This window comes from Sphingomonas sp. KR3-1, assembly GCF_040049295.1.
GTDB lineage: Bacteria > Pseudomonadota > Alphaproteobacteria > Sphingomonadales > Sphingomonadaceae > Sphingomonas.
Map to the genome: position 1 here is coordinate 952,951 of NZ_JBDZDQ010000001.1, position 19,454 is coordinate 972,404.

At 61.4% G+C, this 19,454-nt stretch carries 17 protein-coding genes; 11 read left to right on the forward strand and 6 right to left on the reverse strand.

The window, feature by feature from the left end:
* The first annotated feature begins 75 nt into the window (after positions 1–75).
* The 4 genes from ABLE38_RS04780 (at position 76) to ABLE38_RS04795 (ending at position 5,115) form a co-directional block, all read left to right on the forward strand.
* Positions 76–276 carry a hypothetical protein gene (locus ABLE38_RS04780; RefSeq protein ID WP_348973013.1) on the forward strand — a complete coding sequence of 67 codons (201 nt, stop codon included), beginning with the start codon at positions 76–78 and terminating at the stop codon, positions 274–276.
* 182 nt (positions 277–458) lie between these two features.
* Positions 459–1,061, forward strand: coding sequence for a response regulator transcription factor (locus tag ABLE38_RS04785; RefSeq protein ID WP_348973014.1), 603 nt, complete (start codon positions 459–461; stop codon positions 1,059–1,061).
* A complete protein-coding gene (locus ABLE38_RS04790) occupies positions 1,058–2,830 on the forward strand; it encodes a hybrid sensor histidine kinase/response regulator (RefSeq protein WP_348973015.1) in 1,773 nt (590 codons plus the stop codon). The genes ABLE38_RS04785 and ABLE38_RS04790 overlap by 4 nt, the downstream gene beginning before the upstream one ends.
* A gap of 1,175 nt (positions 2,831–4,005) precedes the next feature.
* Positions 4,006–5,115, forward strand: a complete 1,110-nt coding sequence (locus ABLE38_RS04795) for a hypothetical protein (RefSeq protein WP_348973016.1) — start codon at positions 4,006–4,008, stop codon at positions 5,113–5,115.
* A 1,270-nt stretch (positions 5,116–6,385) separates the two neighbouring features.
* Here ABLE38_RS04795 and ABLE38_RS04800 read toward each other — a convergent pair.
* From ABLE38_RS04800 to ABLE38_RS04820, 5 genes are all read right to left on the reverse strand, one after another.
* A complete protein-coding gene (locus tag ABLE38_RS04800) occupies positions 6,386–7,423 on the reverse strand; it encodes a CHAT domain-containing protein (RefSeq protein ID WP_348973017.1) in 1,038 nt (345 codons plus the stop codon).
* 56 nt (positions 7,424–7,479) lie between these two features.
* Positions 7,480–8,640: a S8 family serine peptidase gene (locus ABLE38_RS04805; protein WP_348973018.1), complete on the reverse strand. Its 1,161-nt coding sequence runs from the start codon at positions 8,638–8,640 to the stop codon at positions 7,480–7,482.
* A gap of 33 nt (positions 8,641–8,673) precedes the next feature.
* Positions 8,674–9,606 (reverse strand): TIR domain-containing protein, encoded by a 933-nt coding sequence (locus ABLE38_RS04810; protein WP_348973019.1) that lies wholly within the window; start codon positions 9,604–9,606, stop codon positions 8,674–8,676.
* Positions 9,606–10,232, reverse strand: a complete 627-nt coding sequence (locus ABLE38_RS04815; protein WP_348973020.1) for an E2 domain-containing protein — start codon at positions 10,230–10,232, stop codon at positions 9,606–9,608. The genes ABLE38_RS04810 and ABLE38_RS04815 overlap by 1 nt, the downstream gene beginning before the upstream one ends.
* Positions 10,233–10,338: 106 nt before the next feature.
* Positions 10,339–11,940: a hypothetical protein gene (locus ABLE38_RS04820; protein ID WP_348973021.1), complete on the reverse strand. Its 1,602-nt coding sequence runs from the start codon at positions 11,938–11,940 to the stop codon at positions 10,339–10,341.
* Between the two features lie 112 nt (positions 11,941–12,052).
* On the opposite strand from ABLE38_RS04820, the gene ABLE38_RS04825 reads away from it, so the two are divergent.
* From ABLE38_RS04825 to ABLE38_RS04855, 7 genes are all read left to right on the forward strand, one after another.
* Complete coding sequence (locus ABLE38_RS04825; RefSeq protein WP_348973022.1) at positions 12,053–12,541, forward strand: hypothetical protein; 489 nt, start codon at positions 12,053–12,055, stop codon at positions 12,539–12,541.
* Positions 12,542–12,544: 3 nt separating this feature from the next.
* Positions 12,545–13,012 (forward strand): helix-turn-helix transcriptional regulator, encoded by a 468-nt coding sequence (locus ABLE38_RS04830; protein ID WP_348973023.1) that lies wholly within the window; start codon positions 12,545–12,547, stop codon positions 13,010–13,012.
* A 12-nt stretch (positions 13,013–13,024) separates the two neighbouring features.
* Positions 13,025–13,519: a hypothetical protein gene (locus tag ABLE38_RS04835; RefSeq protein WP_348973024.1), complete on the forward strand. Its 495-nt coding sequence runs from the start codon at positions 13,025–13,027 to the stop codon at positions 13,517–13,519.
* A 362-nt stretch (positions 13,520–13,881) separates the two neighbouring features.
* A complete protein-coding gene (locus ABLE38_RS04840; RefSeq protein ID WP_348973025.1) occupies positions 13,882–14,838 on the forward strand; it encodes a DnaJ domain-containing protein in 957 nt (318 codons plus the stop codon).
* Between the two features lie 181 nt (positions 14,839–15,019).
* A complete protein-coding gene (locus ABLE38_RS04845) occupies positions 15,020–16,129 on the forward strand; it encodes a helix-turn-helix domain-containing protein (protein WP_348973026.1) in 1,110 nt (369 codons plus the stop codon).
* A gap of 81 nt (positions 16,130–16,210) precedes the next feature.
* Positions 16,211–17,719, forward strand: coding sequence for a S41 family peptidase (locus ABLE38_RS04850; RefSeq protein ID WP_348973027.1), 1,509 nt, complete (start codon positions 16,211–16,213; stop codon positions 17,717–17,719).
* 370 nt (positions 17,720–18,089) lie between these two features.
* Positions 18,090–18,422, forward strand: a complete 333-nt coding sequence (locus ABLE38_RS04855; RefSeq protein ID WP_348973028.1) for an excalibur calcium-binding domain-containing protein — start codon at positions 18,090–18,092, stop codon at positions 18,420–18,422.
* Between the two features lie 270 nt (positions 18,423–18,692).
* On the opposite strand, the gene ABLE38_RS04860 is transcribed toward ABLE38_RS04855, so the two are convergent.
* A complete protein-coding gene (locus tag ABLE38_RS04860; RefSeq protein WP_348973029.1) occupies positions 18,693–19,454 on the reverse strand; it encodes a nucleotidyltransferase domain-containing protein in 762 nt (253 codons plus the stop codon).

The following is a 19,454-nucleotide window of genomic DNA, read 5'->3' on the forward strand; positions in this document are numbered from 1 at the left end:
ACTGGGACGGCGCTCTTCGTGGAGGTCCAGCTGTATTTGACGATATCGCCCGCGGTTTGATCATAGACCGTGGTGTTGCTCCAGGACTCCCGCGAGAAGCTCCTGTTGTACGTGCCCGAGTTGATCGCGGTGCAAGCTGCGGATGCCCAGGCGTTCGTCGATGGAAGCGCGGCAAGCAGCACCAAGGCGGCCGAAACGACGCCGCGGCGCGATTGTCCCATGACGATGCCGGCGACGCGCGCCGCGATTCCCCTGCTCTTCCCCATGGCCGGCTAGGAGCCGGAATGGTTTCGACCGCGCAACGCTACAGGTTGACCGTCGGCCGGTCAGAACGGTCAATACTGACTGCTGACGGCGCGATTTTGGTCGATTATGAAACAGGCATCGCCGCTCGGCCCGCTTCCGGCGCCCGCGCTTTCCTTCCTGGCCCTGGCCAACGCGAAGTCCGGTAGACCGTCATGCCCTTCACGATCCTTTCCATCGACGATCATGGCCTGTTCCGAACCGGCATCGAGCTGATCGTCAAGGGGGCGTTCGGCGGCGTGAACTTCGCTTCGTTCGCCTCGCTCGGCCAGGCGCTGGAAACGCTGACCGCCGCGCCCGAAATCATCCTGCTCGACCTGCATCTGGCCGGGATCGGCGGGCATGACGCGATCCCGCTGCTGAAGCTGCGCTGGCCGGGCAGCCGGATCATCGTCGTCACCTCGGTCCAGGACGAAGCGGAGATCGCGCGTGCGCTGGCGGCCGGCGGCGATCTCGCCATCCTCAAGTCGGAGGCGCCCGAACGCCTGATCGGAGCGATCCGCGCGCTTGCGCCGCATTCGCGGGGTATCGCACGCTCGCACCCGGAGGCGCAGCCAGCCACGGACGCGCCCCTCACCGGCCGCCAGCTCGAGGTGCTGCGCCATCTGCGCGAGGGCCATTCGAACAAGGCGATCGCCAACCGGCTGGGCATTTCCGAATTCACCGTGCGCGGGCACGTCCAGCTGATCCTCAAGCTGCTGCACGTGTCCAGCCGGGCCCAGGCGGTGTTCGAGGCCCAGAAGGCCGGCATCCTGTGAGCCGTGCCGAGCCGGCGATTCCCGATGAGCTGATCTCCGAACGTGCAGTGCGCATCGAGCAGGTGCGCCTCGTCTACCGTGCCGTCGGCCGCGCCGGCTGGACGATGCTGTTCCTGTCGATCCTCGTCGCCGCGGTGCTGCACGATCAGGGCTGGCCGATCCTGGTCTGGCTGGCGGTGCAGGTCGCGCTCAAGCTCGCGACCTTTGCCGAGATGCGCTGGTTCTTCTCGGAAGCCAGCATCGAACGCAATCCCGAGGCCATGGCGCGCCGGCTGATCCTGAGCCAGATGCCCCACGCCGCGGGCTGGGCGAGCCTGCTCTGGCTGGTCGCTGCGCACGCGACGCCGGGAGAAGTGCCGTTCGTGATGGTCATCCTGGCCGGCGCGGTGAGCGGCGGCGTCACCACCTATGGCGCGCTGCCGCGCGTCCACGCCGCCTATATCGCCACCTTCGCCCTGGTCGAGCTGATGGCGTTCGTCTATCTCCGCACGGCCGGGGTCGACGATCCCTATGTCCTCTACGCGCCGCTGCTCAGCATCGTCTTCGGCGCCGGCATCTTCATGAACACGCGGATCGCCGGCGAATCCTATCGCCAATCGATCCTGCTGCGCTTCACCAATGCCCGGCTGGTACGCCGGCTGGAACAGGAAGTGCGGAGTGCCGAGGCGGCCGATGCCGCCAAATCGACCTTCCTTGCCGCCGCCAGCCACGATCTGCGCCAGCCGATCCACGCGCTCGGCATGTTCCTGGCGCTGCTCGAGGGATCGCGGCTGAGCGCGGCACAGCGCGAGACGCTCGGGCTCGCCAAGTCGGCACTCCGCGCGTCGAGCGAGATGCTCGATGCGCTGCTCGATTTCTCGCGCGCCGAGGCGGGCGTGATCGTGCCGCGGCCCCAGGTCTTTCCGATCAACGCGGCGCTGCGCCAGATCGAAGAGGAAATCGGCATCACCGCCGACGAGAAGAAGCTCTTCTACCGCACGCGCGACTGCGAGGCGCTGGTCGAAGCCGATCCGGGCCTGGTCAAGATGATCCTGCTCAACCTAGTCAGCAACGCGATACGCTACACGACCAAGGGCGGCGTGCTGATCGGATGTCGCCGGCGCGGCGCGCGGATCGTGGTGGAAGTGTGGGACAGCGGCAGGGGCATCCCCGCCGACCAGCACGAGGCGATCTTCAGCGACTTCGTCCAGCTCGGCAATCCAGAGCGTGACCGCCGGAAGGGCCTGGGGCTGGGCCTGGCCATCGCGCGACGCCTGGCGCGGCGGATCGGCACCGAGGTTACGCTGACCTCCACCGAGGGGCGCGGCAGCGTGTTCCGCTTCGACCTGCCCCTGGCATCCGCGCGACCTGCCGACACGCATACCGGACCGGCGCGAGAGGCGAGCGACGGAGATGCGACCACGCCCTCCGCGCATATCCTCGTCATCGAGGACGACGAGATCATCCGTGCCGGGCTCGGCACCCTGCTGCGCCGCACCGGCTATTCGGTGGATACTGTCGAGACCATCGCGCAGGGGCTCGCCAGCGCGAGGAAACAGGCGCCTGACCTGGCGATCTGCGACCTGCGCCTTCGTGCCGGAGAGAATGGCGCCGACGCCGTCCGGCAGCTGCGCGCCCAGATCGGCCGCCGGGTCGGGGCGCTCCTGATCACCGGCGAAACCCATCCGGAACGGATCGCGGAGGCCGCGCGGGAGGATATGGAAGTCCTGTACAAGCCAACCCCGCCCGACCGGCTGCTCGCGGCCATCGCCCGCGAGCTGGCGCGATGAAATGCTTAGCGCCCTGGGCCCCGGGCGCGCAGTCCCGATCGGCGTGCCGGCAGAGAAGGCGATGCCGGGCTTGATGCCGACGCGCCCCAGCGTGGCCAGCAGCTCCAACGTGACGCCATTGGCCCAGCCAAAGCCCGCCTGAATGAGATACGCCCCCCCCCCGATCCGGCCGCGCCCATCTCGACATCGTATTCTTGACGATGTGGTGGGTGGAAGCGGCAGCTACGCTCCCAGCTTCTGCCATTCAGCTGGCTCGGCCGGATCCTGAAGGCAGCCATCGCCCCCGCCGGGACGGCGCGGCGATAGTAGAGTTTCTACCCGCGCCAAAGCACGCCACGGGCAAATCCCGGAGCAGATTAGCGTAGCAAACGCAGCCTTCAGCAAGGACGGTTTTCCGGGATTTTCCACTCGAAGATGGGCGATTTTCCCATAGCCGTTTGTCGTAGCAAAAGCTCTCCGGGGATCGCCTTTCCGACGAGCCCCGAGCATTTTCAATGCCGTAGCTGGTGCCAGAAGAGAATCAAATCATTTTCGGCAAGCAATTCTCATGAAAAACAATACTGCAAAATCGTTTCGGATATACCAAATCGTTGCGGATATACCACCAAAGATAGAAACTCGAATTACTGATATAATGGATTCAAGCCCCGCTTTCTTCTAACTTACTAAGGTCCGACGGCAAAAATTATAGTCACGGTGAGGCGATTTGTCCATACCCATCCTCAGCTTTCCGTTAGTTACTACTTTTCGAAGCCGACGCAATCTCGTACCTACGCGTCTCGGGCGCACCGGGCTCAATGGCAGACCAGCGGAAACGCGGGTCGCATTGAATTGCACAAGCACGGTGATGGCCCCGTCACCCGGAATACTGCCAATGTTCACGGGTATCTGCGGACGATCAGCTGGAGAGGAAGTCGCCGCACAGTTGGTGCTGCCGGATATCGCCTCGGCAGCCGACGCGCTTTGGCTGCGGGATCGTGTCGGCCGCGCTTATGGCCCATCGACGGGACCGAATATCATCGGCGCCTTGTTGCTCGGTCCGGCGATGCGGCCTCGTGGCGGTGAGGGTAGAATCTTTACGCTCGCTTGGAATGGCAGTGAGCGTTACGCGAAGGGCATCTATTCGCCGAGTTGGCTCGCGGCTCGGGCTCGATATTGGAAAGTGGAGCGATCTTTTGAGGAAGCTCGGCTCGTTCGCCTTTCCCTGTAATTTCGCGGCGCTGTACATAAAGCAAGCACTGGGAAACTATGATTTACACAGGGCTCCTGTCCGGGACACGCATGTGGAGATAGTTGTGCCTGATTTGCCGAATACCCTGCAGTTGCGATCAGCGTCTGATTTGATCGCGGAGATTCGCGCGACAATCACGAGCCGCCATGCCAAGGCAATCGCATCAATTCACGGCGAGCAGTTTTTCATCGACGTCAGGAAAGGAGCGACGGGAAAGGATTTCGACCTGGGCGTGCAATGGATCCTCCATGCCCAAGCCGGGACGCTCGACAAGCTGGAGCATTTGCTGACGCGCGATGGAGTGTACGAGATCTTCGAACTCCTAGCGATCGCGCGGAATCTCTTCGAGAACCTAATCTGGCTGCGCCTGTTCAACATCGACTCTCGTTATGGCGTGGTATTCTATCGGGAATTTCTCGATCAGCACAAAAATGATCTTGAGCAGCTCATCGCCAAAATGGCGGCGGAAGCCGAGCTATTCGATGAATTTGCGGCTTTGGATAGTGCCAACACGCACGCCGCCTTTGAGGACGCCATAAAAGAAAAGCCCCGCTCCGACGCCAGCATGAAGGCGGCCAGCGAGCGACATCGCCAATTGGCAGACGCTCTAGATGCCAAGGCACGTCGTGGCTTCGCTCTTTTCGCCGCGGCTGCCAAAGTGAACTCGTATGGCTGGCAGGCCCACCTGATCCGCACGAAGGCGATCCCGGATCGTCAGGAAATGCTGGATCTTGTGCTCGGCCATATTGCGGACCTCGAAAATAGGGAGTTGCGCGACGCCGCTGCCGGCATCGCGGCTCTGCCGCGCAAGAGATGGAACTGGCGCGAGCAGGCCGAGCGGGTCGGCATGGTCGATCAGTATGATTACCTCTACCGCTTCACGAGCCGCCTGCTGCATGCCACGCCGATGAATATCATCACCGAAAAGACGCTGGTCGAAGGGGAGGATATCATGCTGCTCGAATACATATTTGTCTCGGTCAGCGACCTCCTTGATGAGATCGAGCGATTTGACTTTCCAGACAGCTCCAACGCCATTGCAGTCACATTGTAACGGCTGCCTGGGGCCTGCGCCTGTGGCGCGCCAAGGGGATCATCATCACGTTTCCCTGCAGTGAGATCTCCAATCGCCGCATTTCGCCCTAATGGAGAAGCTTAGCGAGCGCGGTTCGTCACATTGATTTCAGCTTATCAGCCGCCATAGTGCCATTTAAATGTAGCGAGTTTGCCGCGCGAGGCGTATGGATAAATGCGCCGCACCCGAACAGCGTCGGACAAAGTAGCAGGAAAAGCGCTTATTTCTCAGTCCGTTGCTGGACGCCTGGGGACGCCAGCTGACTGGAAAATGGTGCCAGAAGAGAACTCGATAATTTTAAGTAAATATCTGATTTAATATTAGAAAACTAAACTAGAAATTCCGACTATGCCAAAATCATGACCCGGACCTGTTTTCGTATTGCTGGATCGAGTCTCAGGTAAATTATATTTCTTCTTAGATTGTGTCAAATTGTTCCACGCAATACCATTACGCTCGCTTTGGAATTGCCATTTTTGCCGTTTGTGTACTGAGATATTGGACCACATGGAGACCAGTGCCTTTCCTCGCGAAACATCATACCTGTCAGGGCCGGCGTTGAATACGCTGGAGGAATCTCAGATTCCGTCGCGACGAGTCGTATCTCCCGACGCTTGCGCACTTTGGCGGCACGCTTTCTTGGCCGCGAGCCCTTTAGCCGCAAGGCGCTGACCGACGAAGCCGCTGTCGTCGCCGCGCAAGATGATCTAATGTTAATAGGAAAGCGCCGCTAGCGAGCAGACGTCAGCCGGGTGGGCAACTAAGCGCGCACGCAGGATGGAACATCGACCGCGCATTCTTGAGAAATTTTGAGATTCTCAAACCTTACCTCACTTCATGGCCAGTCATCCATTCTGGACTGATGCAATTTGACGACCGCAAGCGCTCCATCTCAGCGACTTGATTTCGTTCGATCTATCAGTCAATTGCGGCGCTGCAGCCGTGGCGTGGGGATATTCCAAGGGGGCTGCTTAAATCCCAAAATTGTCCCCGACGCTGGTCTGACTGTGGGTGTACGGCTCATCAAGAGGCCCCGCACGATACGGAGGCGAGCCATATGACGCTCACCCTCGCCATCGAGACCAGCCAGCCAAGCGGGAAGAAGTTCCGCCTGGCCTTGGGGCTTTCGCTGCCCCTCTGGCTGGTCGGGTGGCTTTTCTCTCACTTCGGTTGACTTGATGGGAGGGCGCCCTGGCAACAGGGCGCCCTTTTTCATTAATCTCGGCCAGGACTGTTTGCTCAAGACCAATCAATCGGCGGCCAGCACAACCCCCAGATCCATTTTCGCCATGCCCCGGGACCGCCGCGAACCGTCATTGAGAGCAAGGCTGGACACGGCGTCACGAACCACCTCCGCGATTGCGGCAGGCAGCGGCCCCTGCCACTCTTCCTCGAAATAATAGCGCTCCAATGCCGCTACCGTGTCCGAGCTTGCCGAAAGGATCTTGTGCTCGGCTGTGACGACCGAGCCATACCAGCGCATCGTCCCGTAATAGGTAAAGCAAGGCTCAATCCAGATCTCGCCCTGGGCCGGATGCGCCTCCAGCAGCCAGCTCCGTGCGTCGGCGAGGCTTTGTCCCTTCGAAGGCCGGAGCGAACCATCATCCGTGAAAAACTGTGCCTGCCGCGTCGAGGGCGGCGTGCCGGCGAAACCGAACTGGATTTTCGGGCGCTCGACGGTGAAATTTTTCTGGGGTTCCTGGTGGCCATATTCGAGCCACTTGTCGATCAAGGGGAAGCGCGCCACGATACGCAAGGGATCGACCAGGCGGGTGTGCGACGCTTTTTGTCCGGGCGCCGAATGGAGCTCTGCTGCGACGGCGCCCTCGTCAACCAAATCGAGCATCGTCGCGGCGGCATCAAACGCGCCCTGAAGCGACGCTGCATTGGCAAGGCGGCCGTATAGGGTAGCGGTCATCGTACGAGCGCCAACATTAGATATCGCGGCATTAGTCCCGATGACGAAGTCAGCGCTGCCGGCAAGCTTGCGGGCCATAGCGTTGGAGTTGCACGCATTGATGACAACAAGCTTAGGCCGCACGCTCAAAGCGGCCAGCAACCTCGAAAGCATGTCTCCGTCTAGGGCGACATGGCCCCGTTCCGCGTGCGCGAGGACGATCGTATCGTCCTGTCCGTGCGCCGCGAAGTGCAGGATATCCGGCGAGATACGCGCGATCACATCCGGCAAGCTATCAATGGAGAGATAGCTATAGGTGCGAAGATCAATGGCTTCGGAGGTTGCCGCTAGGTCGAGCTTTTCTTGAAGGAGGTTGATCTCCTTCTCCACCTGGAGGGTATCGGCTCCCTCGGGATTGCTCGCGACGTACAATATTCTCATGGGGACTAGGCCTCGCCGCTTGGAGCTTGGACAAGCCCCTCACCCACATCGGCCGGATCAGCGGGGGCAACCAGTCCCTCCATCCTGCAGGACGCGCGAAGGCGCGCCGCGACCGCTGAACTTTTAGAATTTGGCCCCAGCTTTTGCCACCACAAGGCCGCGATGCCCGCGACGTGCGGGCACGCCATCGACGTGCCGCTCAGCGCGGTCAATCCGCCTCCCGACCGGGCAGATAGAATTGCCTGGCCGGGGGCTGAGAGTACCGCCAGGGTGTTGGAAAAATCGGCGACCGCCAGTCTCTCCCCACTCTGCCTGAGTGCTGCGACGGAAATCACATCGTCGGCTGCAGCGGGGAGCGCCGCGGCGATCCTGTAATTGGGGTCGTCCTGCCGCTTGCTTTCGTTCCCGGCAGCCGCGACGACGATTGGCGAAGTGCCAAAGGCGCCTCGGGCACGGACCTCGCCCATGATCGCGTCGAACATCCGCAAATTGCCGCGATAGGCCTCCAGCGCGACCGAGGTCGCCAATGCCGGCGGCCAGCCGTCGGCGACGTATTCCTCAACCATGCCGGGGAAATCGAACCCGAGCGACATGCTGATCACATGCACTCGCTGCTCGATCGACCAATGCAGGGCATTGAACACCATTTCGGAACTGCCACGACCGTCATCGCCAAGAACCTTGCCGATCAATGCTTTGGAGATCCCAGGCGCTACGCCGATCCTGTGGCCCTCAATGTGCCCGAAGATGGTGCCGGCGCAGTGCGTGCCGTGACCCTGGCGATCACCGTCACCGCTGCCGCTAAAATCGCGCTGCTCCAACTGCACATGGGCGAAGGCTGGGTGGCCAGCATCGATGCCGGTATCCAGAACCGCGACGCGCACGCCGCTTCCGTCGAATGGCGAGCGGTCCGCTCCCACTGCGGCGATACCCCAATTGTCTCCATCCGCCCCCTCGGCTGCCATTGGCTTGATAAGCCTGGTCGGCATTACCGGGGTGATCGAAGTTCCCGGCGTTCGTGAGATTTCGGCCACCGCCGCGTCGGCAAGGCGTTCTACCGCCAGAGTCGGTCGCGCGCCGCCGTCTCCGAGTGCTTCGACTCCGCGGGTCATAATATCCCCGCTGCGGGGCCGTGCAGCCCTTTGAAGGATCAAATAAGTTCGCATTATTCCCCTCCCCGCATCGCCGTCATGTTCCGCTCAATCTTCCCTCTGAAGGCGCGAGCGGACCTTCTTCTCGATGATGTAATTTCGCAACTGGCGGACTACGGGTCCATAAAGCGACTTGCCCGTGACATCCGCCCTCGTCGCCGGATAGGTTAACGGCTTGAGACCCTTGAACTCCTCAGGAAGGTCGGCGCGCTCGCCCTCGCAGATGAGCAGCACGGTCCGGTGACGCCCCAGAGCGGACATAAGAAAGCCCAGCTCGAAAAGTATCGAAACACCGGGTCCGCCGTCTTGCGCACTGGATCGCCAAAGATCCGCGGGATGGGCGAGGACGATTGCAAAATCGGCCATCGCGGCTTTTTGCCGCAAGCGGTCGAGTTCGTAGCTCCCCGGCGGAGCCAGATCCTCGTCGCTCCAAAGCTGCGTATCGGGGAAGTCCACGCTCAGGGCGAGCCGGATTTCCTCGGCTACCGGAATTCGGTCCTCGGCCGCGATCATGAAAATGCTGGGTTTGTCGTTCGCCGCGTTGATGAAGCGATTGCGCTGCTCGATCTTAGTGGTGAGTTCGATCGCCAGCAGCTCCCATATCTCAGGTTCGCCTTTGGCCGCGTCGCGAAGCGCGGAAGAACTGCATTTCAGCGCGACGACCTCGGTCGCCGCGATCACGGTCGAGGTGCGCGGAAGCGCTGAATTGATCGCAGCAAATTCGCCGACGACTTCCCCGGCACCGCGGCCATAGGAAATGTCCATCCCGTTAATCCAGAGATCGATTTTTCCAGACAGCAGGAAATAGGCATCGCTGTCGTTGGCGCCTTGGACGATGATCTCGGCGCCAGCCGGAAACGATACAAGTTCGCCCGCATCGACCAACGCAGTAGCAACAGCCTTGCTGTTGCCCAGGATTCGCTGCTTGCGCACCGCGTCGATCCGGGCAGCGCGGTCCCGGAAGCGCTCGATCGCTTCCATCACGCAGCCTCCTTCGCCGCCAGGGGACAACCCGCCATACGCCCGCAGCACGCCGCACCCTGCGATCGCAGTGCATTGAAGAAGCGCGCCTCCCCGCCGCGACGAAGCGCTTCCGCCTCGATCAATCGCACCATCGTCGCGCGATGCTGACAAGCGCGTAGCGGCATCGGGAGCCCATTCGCATCCTCGCAGCCACGTGGGCAGCTGATGCCCCGCAGGTGCAGGCGGCCGGTGGTCGGATCTACCGGCGGCATCCGACCGAGCCATCCCTCGCCGGTCTCAAGCCAAGCGGAATATTCCTCGCCAATCCCCGCTTCCTCCGCCGCCTTTTCCGCCTCGAGCTGCGCGTCGGCTGCCACTGCCCCGTGAGACAGCCATCGGCCACCAGGCCAAAACCCGCGGCGGCCGGCATGGTGCTGGTTCACCAGATACTCACCCAGGCTTTGCCAGAACGCCGCGACTTGCCGAGCCTCGCGGACCCGAAACGACCATCGGCCGATACAGAAGCTTCCGCCAGGATTGATGTGAAGTTCGGGACATGCAGCGGGCAGACGGTCGCCCGGTGTACGCTCGCCGACGATCAGGAAACCGTCCTCCTCCCGGATCGTCAGCACGAATGCGGCCACGCGCTCTCCGCTCGGAAGCGGCGGCGCCGCTATCCAGTCCGACCAACTATCGCCAGAGGCAAGAAGGGTGGCCCAATCAGGTGCGAGCCTGAAGAGAGGATCCTTATTACTCGACATAGGCCCGCGCGGGGGTAGTGGCGATCGCCGGTGCAGAAATTGCTGCGCCGGCTCCCGCGACCGAAGCTGCGACCTTCCGGGCGTTCACCTGGGTTTCGACATCATCAAAGACGAGGTCATCCGCCACCTGTCCGGACTGGAAAAGGCGCCGCACAGCCGGGGTGGCCTGCGCATAGGCGGTCGGGCCGATCTTGGTTTCAGTCGCCCCGCAGTCACGCTGGCACTGCTCCGACGCGCGGACCGCGAGGCTGGATGCCGTGCGGACTGCGCGATCGCCGCGAATGCCGATCCGTGAAATAGGCGTCCAGCCCAACTCGAACCCGATCGCCAGCCCCAGCTTGCTCGCGCCCGGAACCAGCAGCTGACAGAGCTTAAACGACGAACGAAGCGCTCCCGCGCAGCGCGCCGCAAGGGTGACGGACTGTGCCTCGTCGGTGTGGCGCGCCGTGCCATCGGCAATCAGCCCATGGATGGAATCTCCGATGAAACGAACCTTTCGACCCGAGAAATCCTCCTGAAGCACTGCGTTGAACTCGGAGCGCAGGATATGGAGAAGGCGCACCGCCTCTGCCAGGCGCCCGGAGGCCATGCAGGCATCGATATAGGCGGTGTAGCGGTCCAGATCGGCAAAGATTGAGACCAGCGGCATGCGGATCGAATTTGCAGGCGCGAGTACCGCATAGTCGATCGAGCGAAGAGGTGGCGTGTGATGATGGAAGCCGAAGGCGCCGGGTGACAGCACCGCTGAACCGCTGCCGCGCAGATCTTCCCGCCACTTTTCCAGCCGACCACGCGTGAGTTCGGTAATGTCGCGCACAGCGCTGCTTCCTGCACGCAAGCGAGCCAGCTCAAAGCCGTTGGCTGCGATCGAGCGCTCTTCCATCAGCGTCGTCGCGCGGCGCATCCCGAAGGCTGCCCGCACACGATCCGAAAGGAAAATTCCCTCTTCTTTGCCTTGGGCGAGCTTCGCTGCATGATTGGCCGCCGAACCGATGAACATCGGCTCACGCTCGTCGCTCCGCCCGCTATTGATCGCGACGCAAGGTCCAATATCGATGCCGATACGGAAACGAGGCCGCAGATTAAGATCGCGCAGGAATTCCTGACCCGCTGCGCCCGCCAGCCCTATAATCTCCTCGGCGAGCCCGATCGCCGCGGCAACCCGCTCGCCGAGGCTCGCGTCGCCGCGCGGTTCGATCACGACGGCGTGCATACGAGCACCGTGATGATCGACGCGCTGCCCGCCGGCATGTTCGACAACGCGGTCGCCGGCGCCATAGAGCATATGGAGAAAGGCGAGGCCCTTGGCATGGCTGCCGGGAGTTTCGCGGCCGTCCTCCAGACGGACCTCGTCATAATTGAGTGCCCGCACATAGAGCTGAACCGTATCGACAAGGACGGCCGCCCCGTTGGGCAGATCGAACAGAGGTGGAGCTTCCGCACCTGCATGGTCGCCTCGAGCTCGAGCCGACAGGCGCTTTGCTTCCAGGAGCGGCAGATATTCGTCCGCATAGCGCTGGACGCTGATCTGCGGTGCATTTTCCTGAAATTTCCGGATGCGGGCCTCAGCTCGCTGACGTGACCAACTCATCGACTTCCTTTCCCAAAACCTTGCAAAATCCCCCTCTCTGCTTAACATATATATTCAACTTTCCTCAGTTTCGCAACCTTGCGATTTGGGTAACCATCGCGGGAAAAATGCGATGGACCGTCCGGAACTTAAGGACTATCTTAAGTCGAGGAAGGGCCAGGCAATGGGGCGTCGCGAACAGCGTGTCGCAACTGAAATGTCCCTGGCGCGAATCAATGGGCAGCGCTGGGGCGTTGCCATGTGCGATACGGAGTGGGCGAAATTTTCGGACCAGATATGTCCCGACGCAAGGGTCCGCCTGCTCGCGATTCTCGATCATTTCTGCGACTATGGTGAAGCCAATCTCCCGCGTGGCGCATTTCGCTGGCTGTCACCGGATCCAGGCTTGGAGGGCGCTGCTCGCCAAGGCGCGTTCGAGGCACGCGGCGTGGTCGTCCGGGGTCGCGCAGCGCCGCAATCCGAGCAGCAGATGTTCTTCGTGACGGCGATCGAGCAGGACCCGCCGGGCGCTCCCCCTTCTCCAAAACCTTCACGCCGACGGGAGCCGGATGGCCGTCAGGCGCATCTACCCCTTAGTTTTACCGCAACCGAGAGGAATTGAACCGTGGCAAAGATCCAGGATCTAGATCGGCTCGACTGCGAAGGGCGCTTGGCCGAAGAGCGCTTTCTCCTTCTGGCTCAAGTGGAAATCCAGAAGCTCCTCAACGAGAAGAAGCTGCGATACCGCGATCTTTCGAAAAGGCTGGGAGTGAGCGAGGCTCGGGTCAGCCAAATGTTCGGAGACGAAGCGTCCAACCTGACCATCAGAACGATAGCACGTGTTTTTCATCAGCTGGATGAAACTCCCGTACTCATTTCCCGGCGGGAATTCGAGCGTCTGACAGGCAATCGTCCCTCACAAGAACCAGAGGAAGAGGCGGACGGGAACTGGGAGGTTCTCGCTGAGGATGTTGCGAATTTCACGGTCGTTCAGGGGCATCTCGTCAGCGACCTCGATGGCAGCTCCCCGTTCAAGACGCCGCGCAATCGTGAGTGGATAGATGCAGCCCCCGCCTTGCTCCGTAAGGCTTGAGGAACCTGGAAGATGTCGAGCAAAATTCCGACAACAGATGCCAAGACCTACAATGCGATGATCGGCCGCACCACGTTGCGCGGTATTCTGATGACCGAATCGCGCTTCGACATGAAGCCGCAAGCACTTGCGATCACGCATACCAACCTCAAACGCGAGGTACGATCGCATGTCGACGAGGTGGTGGTGACGCCCGAAGGCGTGCTTCATGGATTCATTCGTTTCGAAATGTCATCACGACAGAAGCGACAACGCATGATTCATGTGAGCGCCAAATATTTTGTAAGTTATCTCGTCGAAGGCGGATGTGCACAGGATACCGCCGAGCTCTTCATCGACCGAGTCGGAAGGTTGGCGGCATATCCATATTTCCGAGCGTTGACCGCATCTCTCGTAGCACAAGCGGGTGCGCAGATCCCGCCCCTGCCGATTGTCAGTTTCCAGCCGAGGAACGTAGACTTTGCGAAAGATTCGGGGCCGGCACTTAGCCCGCCCCCCGCAGATTGAAGGAGCTGCAACCGTTCTAGTCGGCGGCCGGCCCCTCGTAAAAAGCTGGCCGCGGCGAACATTTTTGTGACAGCAGCGGCCTCTCGTTTTGCAATGCACTGGCTAGAATCCGCCAGTCCGCAATCGGCCAAGGCGGCCATGCTCGGGCGATGGATCGAACGGCAGGAAGTGGGCCGACAGTTGCCTGTCTGCTTTAGTCGGCAAGATGCCCTATTACTGCCATTGCTCTGTGTTCAGGAAGTTTGCGCATCGGGGTCCAGCTAGAGAAGAGCGGCAGTTCGTCGCCTGAGATGCCCTGAACCTATAAAATCTAAGCGCGCTCGCGTATCGTCATACCCGTCACGAAGAGGGGGACGTAAAACATGGTTGAGTTCGACCCCTATGCAACGCTGGGGGTCACGCGCGATGCGCCCGATTTCGTGATCCAGGCGGCATATCGCGCCTGCCTCAAGAAATACCATCCCGACCAGTACCACGGCGCCGATGCACGACAGCGGACCGCCGATATTCTCGAAGCGTACCGCCTAATCGGTGATGCAGAGGCCCGGGCTGAGTTTGATTCCGCACCGAGCGGCGGGGCGTACCGGCCGCCGCCACCTCAGCCAGTGCGATCCTCGGCCGGGATTGTCGAGCCGCAGCGCTTCCCGCCGAAATGGCTGGTGCCTGCCGGCATCTTTGTCGGAGTTGTCGTGCTTGTGTTCTGGGCGGTGCAACGCCAGCAGCCAAGTCCTGTGGCGCCCCCCGCAAGCGCAGTCGCTACGCCCGATGAATTGGCGGCACCTGAGCCAGCGCCGGCTCCTAGCGCGACGCCGACCCTAACAGCCTTGCCGACCCTCGATACGATCCTGGCGTTCAAGTCTCCCGTCGGCTGCGACATGACTCCGGCCACCAAGAAGCTGTTCACCCACATGGTTCGGCTCGACCAGACCACCTATGCCGCATCGCAGGGGCCGGCAGTCACCGTGCCAGGCTTCGCGGCACAGCTGACTCCGACGTTCTCGCGCAACCGCAATGCCGAGCCCGGCATGGATGTTCGAGATGTCGAAGCCACCCTGCCGACCAACGGCCTCTGGCACGGCTTTCACGTCAGCAAAATCCGCTACCGCTTTATGGAGGAGTCGAGCTTTTGGGAAATGCAGATCCGCTTCTTAGAGCCGCCCGCCAAGCTCCGCACAGCGCTCAATGGACTTGGGTTTCAGCTCCCAGCGATTGGCGAATTCCGCAAATTCTCAAGCGAGGATGAAGTGAGCGCCGGGATCGGGGTCGAAGAAATTCCCGGCGGATCTGCGCTGACCTGCGGATCATCGATGTATTACTGAGCCGCCTTGTGCGGATAGGGCTAGATGTCAGGAAGTTTCCAGCCGGGGTGTGACCGATTGTGGGCCGCAAACGGACCGGCAGGTTTCAGTAACTGAACTTCAATAAGTTGTCATTCGCCTCGCCTGCGCTTCGCGCAGAAATCACTCCATTTCGAATGGCACCCGGCGCTAAGCATAGCCGATGGCATTGCTGACATTTGGATGGCGCACGGCGCTATTGCTGTTCGCCAGTATCGAGATGCTGGTCTTGGCTGCGGCGCTGTGGCAGCCGCTCGCGAACCGAACTGCGAACCGCATCCTCTCGTGCCTGCTGATCGTCCTGGTTGGCGTTATCCTGCCTTTCGCGATCGGCTTTGCCGGCTTCTACGATCGCTTTCCCTGGCTGTCATTTGCACCTTTCGCGGTTCCGCTCGCGATCGGGCCGCTGCTCTATAGCTATGCCTATAGCCTCGCGTTCGCGGCGACGCCGCCGCGGCTCGCGTTGCACCTCGTGCCCGCGCTGGCGCAATTCGGCTATCAGGCAGTGATTTTCCCGCTGCCCCTGTCCGTCAAGAACCATTGGGACGCCATTGCCACGCCCGTGCTGGCGCCCATACTGATGCTTGCGCTGATCGCAAGCCTGGCGGGCTATAGCATCGCCAGCCTGCGGATTCTGCGCCTTTATCGCATCGCACTGGCACAGCAGCGCAGCGATGACGACCGGCTGAGTGCACGCTGGTTGAGCCGTGCGGTTGTGGCATTGCTGCTCCTGCTGGCGATCTCTTTGGCGTACGCCGCGTGGAATGCTTTCATCGCACCGCTCGACTATTTCGGCGTCATTGGGCGCTATCTCGCGATCGCCGCGATCGGTTGCTATCTCGCGATCGAAGGGTGGCGGCACGCCGATTTGCGGCTCGCCCCAATTCCGGTCCCCTCGAATGACGAGCCCCCAGCCCCCTCCCGTGACTGGAGAGCGCAAGGAGCGGCATGGGCGTCGCAGGTTCGCGATGCCAACTGGCAGCGCGATCCGGAACTCTCACTCGCTGCGCTGGCACGGATGCTCGGCACCAATACCGCATACCTGTCGCGCGCGCTCAACGAAGGCCTTGGGGTGAGTTTCTCGACATTCATCGCGGGGCTTCGCTGCGACGATGTCGCGGCAACGCTACGCTCGGGAAGCGAAATCGATCTGCTTCGCCTCGCCCTCGACGCGGGGTTCGGGTCCAAAGCAAGCTTCAACCGCAGTTTTCGCGCGCGCTTTGGATTGTCGCCGTCGGCATATCGACGGGCACACGCCTCAAATCCGAAATAGCTTCTTGCGCTTCGGAATCTGAGGCGAGCGCGTCGTCCAATAGGTGGACTTGGGCTTGGATATCACCAGGGACGCAAAGACATGCACTCCAACACCTCGCGCCGGTCGTTTCTCCAAGCAGCCGGCGCCGCCGTCGGTGCCGCTGCAATAGCCAGCCCTTCCGCGCTTGCATCCACGCAAGTCGCCAATCTCGGCGAAGATGCCGCGCTTCTCGCACGTGCTTATGGCGCGCTGCATCCAGGGCTGTATCGATACAACAGCCCGGCGCAAATGGACGCGCGCTTCGCTGCGCTACACAATAGCCTGTCGGCTCCGCGCAGCCTGAGCGATACCTATCTCGCCTTCGCGCGGATCACCGCCGCTGTGCGCTGCGGCCATAGTTATCCTAATTTCTACAATCAGACAGACGCAATCACTGCGGCGCTGTTCGACGGACGCAGCCGTCTGCCGTTCCTTTTCCGCTGGATCGGCGAGCGGATGATCGTGACCCGTGACTTATCCGGCGCGGGACTGGAGCCAGGCACGGAAATCCATTCGATCGAACGGATAGAAGCAAAGCGGCTATTGTCGAGCCTGATGCCGTTCGCGCGGGCCGACGGTCATAACGACGCCAAGCGTAGACGGATTTTGGCCGTCGAAGGCATCGATCGCTTCCAGGCCTTCGACATCTACATGCCGATGCTGTGGCCGCAGTTGGTGTCACGCGGCAAGATCGCGGTTTTCGCCACGAGGCCGGGTCGGCCTCCGCGTCGTATCGACCTGGCTCTCATGACGCCTGCGGAGCGGCTTGCGGCAGTACCGCCCATCGACACGAAACCCAAGGATGCTGCGCTCTGGTCGCTCGATCGCAAGCCGGACGGCATCGCATGCCTGACCATGCCATCCTGGAGTGTCTACAACGGAAGCTGGGATTGGCGCGCCTGGCTCGAAGCGCGGCTCGACGAAATTGCGACCGATGGCACCCGCGGCTTGATCATCGACTTGCGCGGCAACGAAGGCGGGCTCGATTGCGGCAATCCGATTCTTGCGCGGCTCATCGAACGCGAGATCGCGCCCGTGGTGAATGCGCGACGGGTGCGGGCCCGCCGCGTACCCGATGATATCAGGCCGCATGTCGATACCTGGAACAAGCAATTCTACGACTGGGGCGGACGCGCCACGGGGCCGCGGGGCGACGGATTCTACGATCTGGCGACAAGCGACGATGATGCAAACGGAGGAATGACCATTCGTCCGGCGGGAAAGCGATTTGGTGGTAAGGTGGTCGTGCTGACGGATGCGAGCAACAGCTCGGCGACCTTTGGCTTCGCCCAGGTCGTCAAATCGGGACGGCTCGCGAGGCTTATAGGGCAGACGACCGGTGGAAATCGTCGCGGTATCAATGGCGGTGCCTTCCTGTTCCTGCGGCTGCCGGCATCGGGCATCGAGGTCGATATTCCGTTGATCGGCTATTTTCCGCCCGGCGCGCAGCCCGATGCCGGGATCGTTCCCGACATAGTAGTTGAGGAGACGCCCTTCGACATCGCCGCCGGACTTGATCGGACGATGTCGGTTGCCATGCGCGCTGCCGTTGGTCGCGATGGTTCGTAGCGCCTTCGGGATGGAAATTCGGCCGCTTTTGAGAACGATGCGGTGACCACCAAATGGCTGCAACCTGAGCGCGTAGCTGTCGCTAGCCGCTTCATCGGCCGTCTACAGAAAATTGCAGGTCACCGGGTTGGTGCCAACAAAACCCGCAGTTTTCCGCCGATTCCGGGAGGAGCGGCACTGTCGACGAAGAGGCAGTGCCAATTTTCTTGCCGAAAAACGATGTGCAGACAAACACTTGCGGCGCCACCGGTGCCGTAGCTTTATCTTGCCTTACGCCGCACCCCCTCAAATACTGCCTTCCCGACCGCGATCAGTCCGAAATGGTGCAATCATCAACGGGTTCGCAAGCAGACGATGCGACCCTGCCACGATGCAGCGCAGCCCATCGGTCAGACGCACGCCTGGGCGGCGGCGCCACGCTCCGCGGCGTCGGGAAAGCGGTGGCAGTTTCCTACGAACGCTGGTCTCGCTCTCGCTGATTACGGGCGCCGCGACATGGATTCTCGAACCCGATCTTGAGTCACTTTGGACCCAATTGACACTATCTCCGGAGGCACTGAAAGCGAGGGAGGCAACGGTCTTCTATGCGGGATGCGACGAAGCGCGGGCGGCAGGCGTGGCACCAATACGCCGTGGCGAACCTGGCTATCGTGAAGGTATGGATGGCGATGGTGACGGCCTAGCGTGCGAGCCATATCGGTAGCCGTGCCGCTTAATTGGCGGACCATGCCTGCGCGTCTGGACGCCGCGCAGAGCATGATCGACCACCAATAGCGTTGCGTTCTGAAAAGACGCGACGGCCTATTGCCGGCTGGAATTTACTCGCCGGCGGCAGCTCGCAATTCCGCCAATCGTTCCTCGCAAAGCGCCGCGACAATGTCGCGAAGGCGGACGATCGACGCGGCAAGGGCCTGCAAGTCCTCAGCGGTGATCGCGTAGCTCGCCGAGTAACGCGCCTCGACATAGGCGCGCTTCAGACGTTCAAATCGGGCTCGATCTGCCTTGGTATCGCGAGGCCACGCCTCGACCAACCGGGGTTCCTTGTCCTCTGCCAACGAGCGTAGGAATTTGATGTTATGCGAGCGCGGGAAGTACAAAGTCCGCACGAGCAGGAGGCAGTATATGCTCGCTCGGCGGACTGATGAAGGTCAAACGCTGCCGCTTTTCTCCACTCGGCATCTTCTGCTTTGGTCGCGGAAATGCGCGCTCGCTCGATCCACACGTCTAGCGAGTGCAACCATTGATCGAAGTATTCCTGCGCCATCCGATACGCATCTGACGCGCTGAGGGGCATCGGCGTCGCGAGTGGATGGCAGGGCAGCTCGTAGATCGCGACGCCATCGCGGGCGATGTCGGTCCAGAAATACTCTCCGCGTCGGAGTGCCTGATTCACCTCGTCGAGCGAATGGACGATGATGTTGACCGGCCGCGCGATGGTGGCGTCGCGGGCGATCCGGTCCTCGGCGACGTACCAATAATCGGCGATGTCGGTGAGGTCTTCATGGCTGACGACGATTAGCAAATCGAAATCGGACTGATAGCCATTCTCCGGCTCATCGACCCAATCGCTGCGCGCATAGCTGCCGAACAGGATGATCTTATAGACCTTGCCGTCGCGCTTGTGCGGCTTGGTCGCGGTCGCGATGGCCTTGTCGAACTCCTCGAGCAGAATGTCGCGGACGCGCGCCATCTCGCGCTGTTGCCGTTCGGGGAGATGATCCAACTCGGTCTTCAT

Bases quoted from the DNA above. Each gene is read 5' to 3' on its own strand.
- ABLE38_RS04785 (WP_348973014.1), top strand. From the start codon at position 459: ATGCCCTTCACGATCCTTTCCATCGACGATCATGGCCTGTTCCGAACC.
- ABLE38_RS04805 (WP_348973018.1), bottom strand. From the start codon at position 8,640: ATGCGAACTTATTTGATCCTTCAAAGGGCTGCACGGCCCCGCAGCGGG.
- ABLE38_RS04810 (WP_348973019.1), bottom strand. From the start codon at position 9,606: ATGGAAGCGATCGAGCGCTTCCGGGACCGCGCTGCCCGGATCGACGCG.
- ABLE38_RS04820 (WP_348973021.1), bottom strand. From the start codon at position 11,940: ATGAGTTGGTCACGTCAGCGAGCTGAGGCCCGCATCCGGAAATTTCAG.
- ABLE38_RS04825 (WP_348973022.1), top strand. From the start codon at position 12,053: ATGGACCGTCCGGAACTTAAGGACTATCTTAAGTCGAGGAAGGGCCAG.
- ABLE38_RS04835 (WP_348973024.1), top strand. From the start codon at position 13,025: ATGTCGAGCAAAATTCCGACAACAGATGCCAAGACCTACAATGCGATG.
- ABLE38_RS04840 (WP_348973025.1), top strand. From the start codon at position 13,882: ATGGTTGAGTTCGACCCCTATGCAACGCTGGGGGTCACGCGCGATGCG.
- ABLE38_RS04845 (WP_348973026.1), top strand. From the start codon at position 15,020: ATGGCATTGCTGACATTTGGATGGCGCACGGCGCTATTGCTGTTCGCC.
- ABLE38_RS04850 (WP_348973027.1), top strand. From the start codon at position 16,211: ATGCACTCCAACACCTCGCGCCGGTCGTTTCTCCAAGCAGCCGGCGCC.
- ABLE38_RS04855 (WP_348973028.1), top strand. From the start codon at position 18,090: ATGCAGCGCAGCCCATCGGTCAGACGCACGCCTGGGCGGCGGCGCCAC.
- ABLE38_RS04860 (WP_348973029.1), bottom strand. From the start codon at position 19,454: ATGAAGACCGAGTTGGATCATCTCCCCGAACGGCAACAGCGCGAGATG.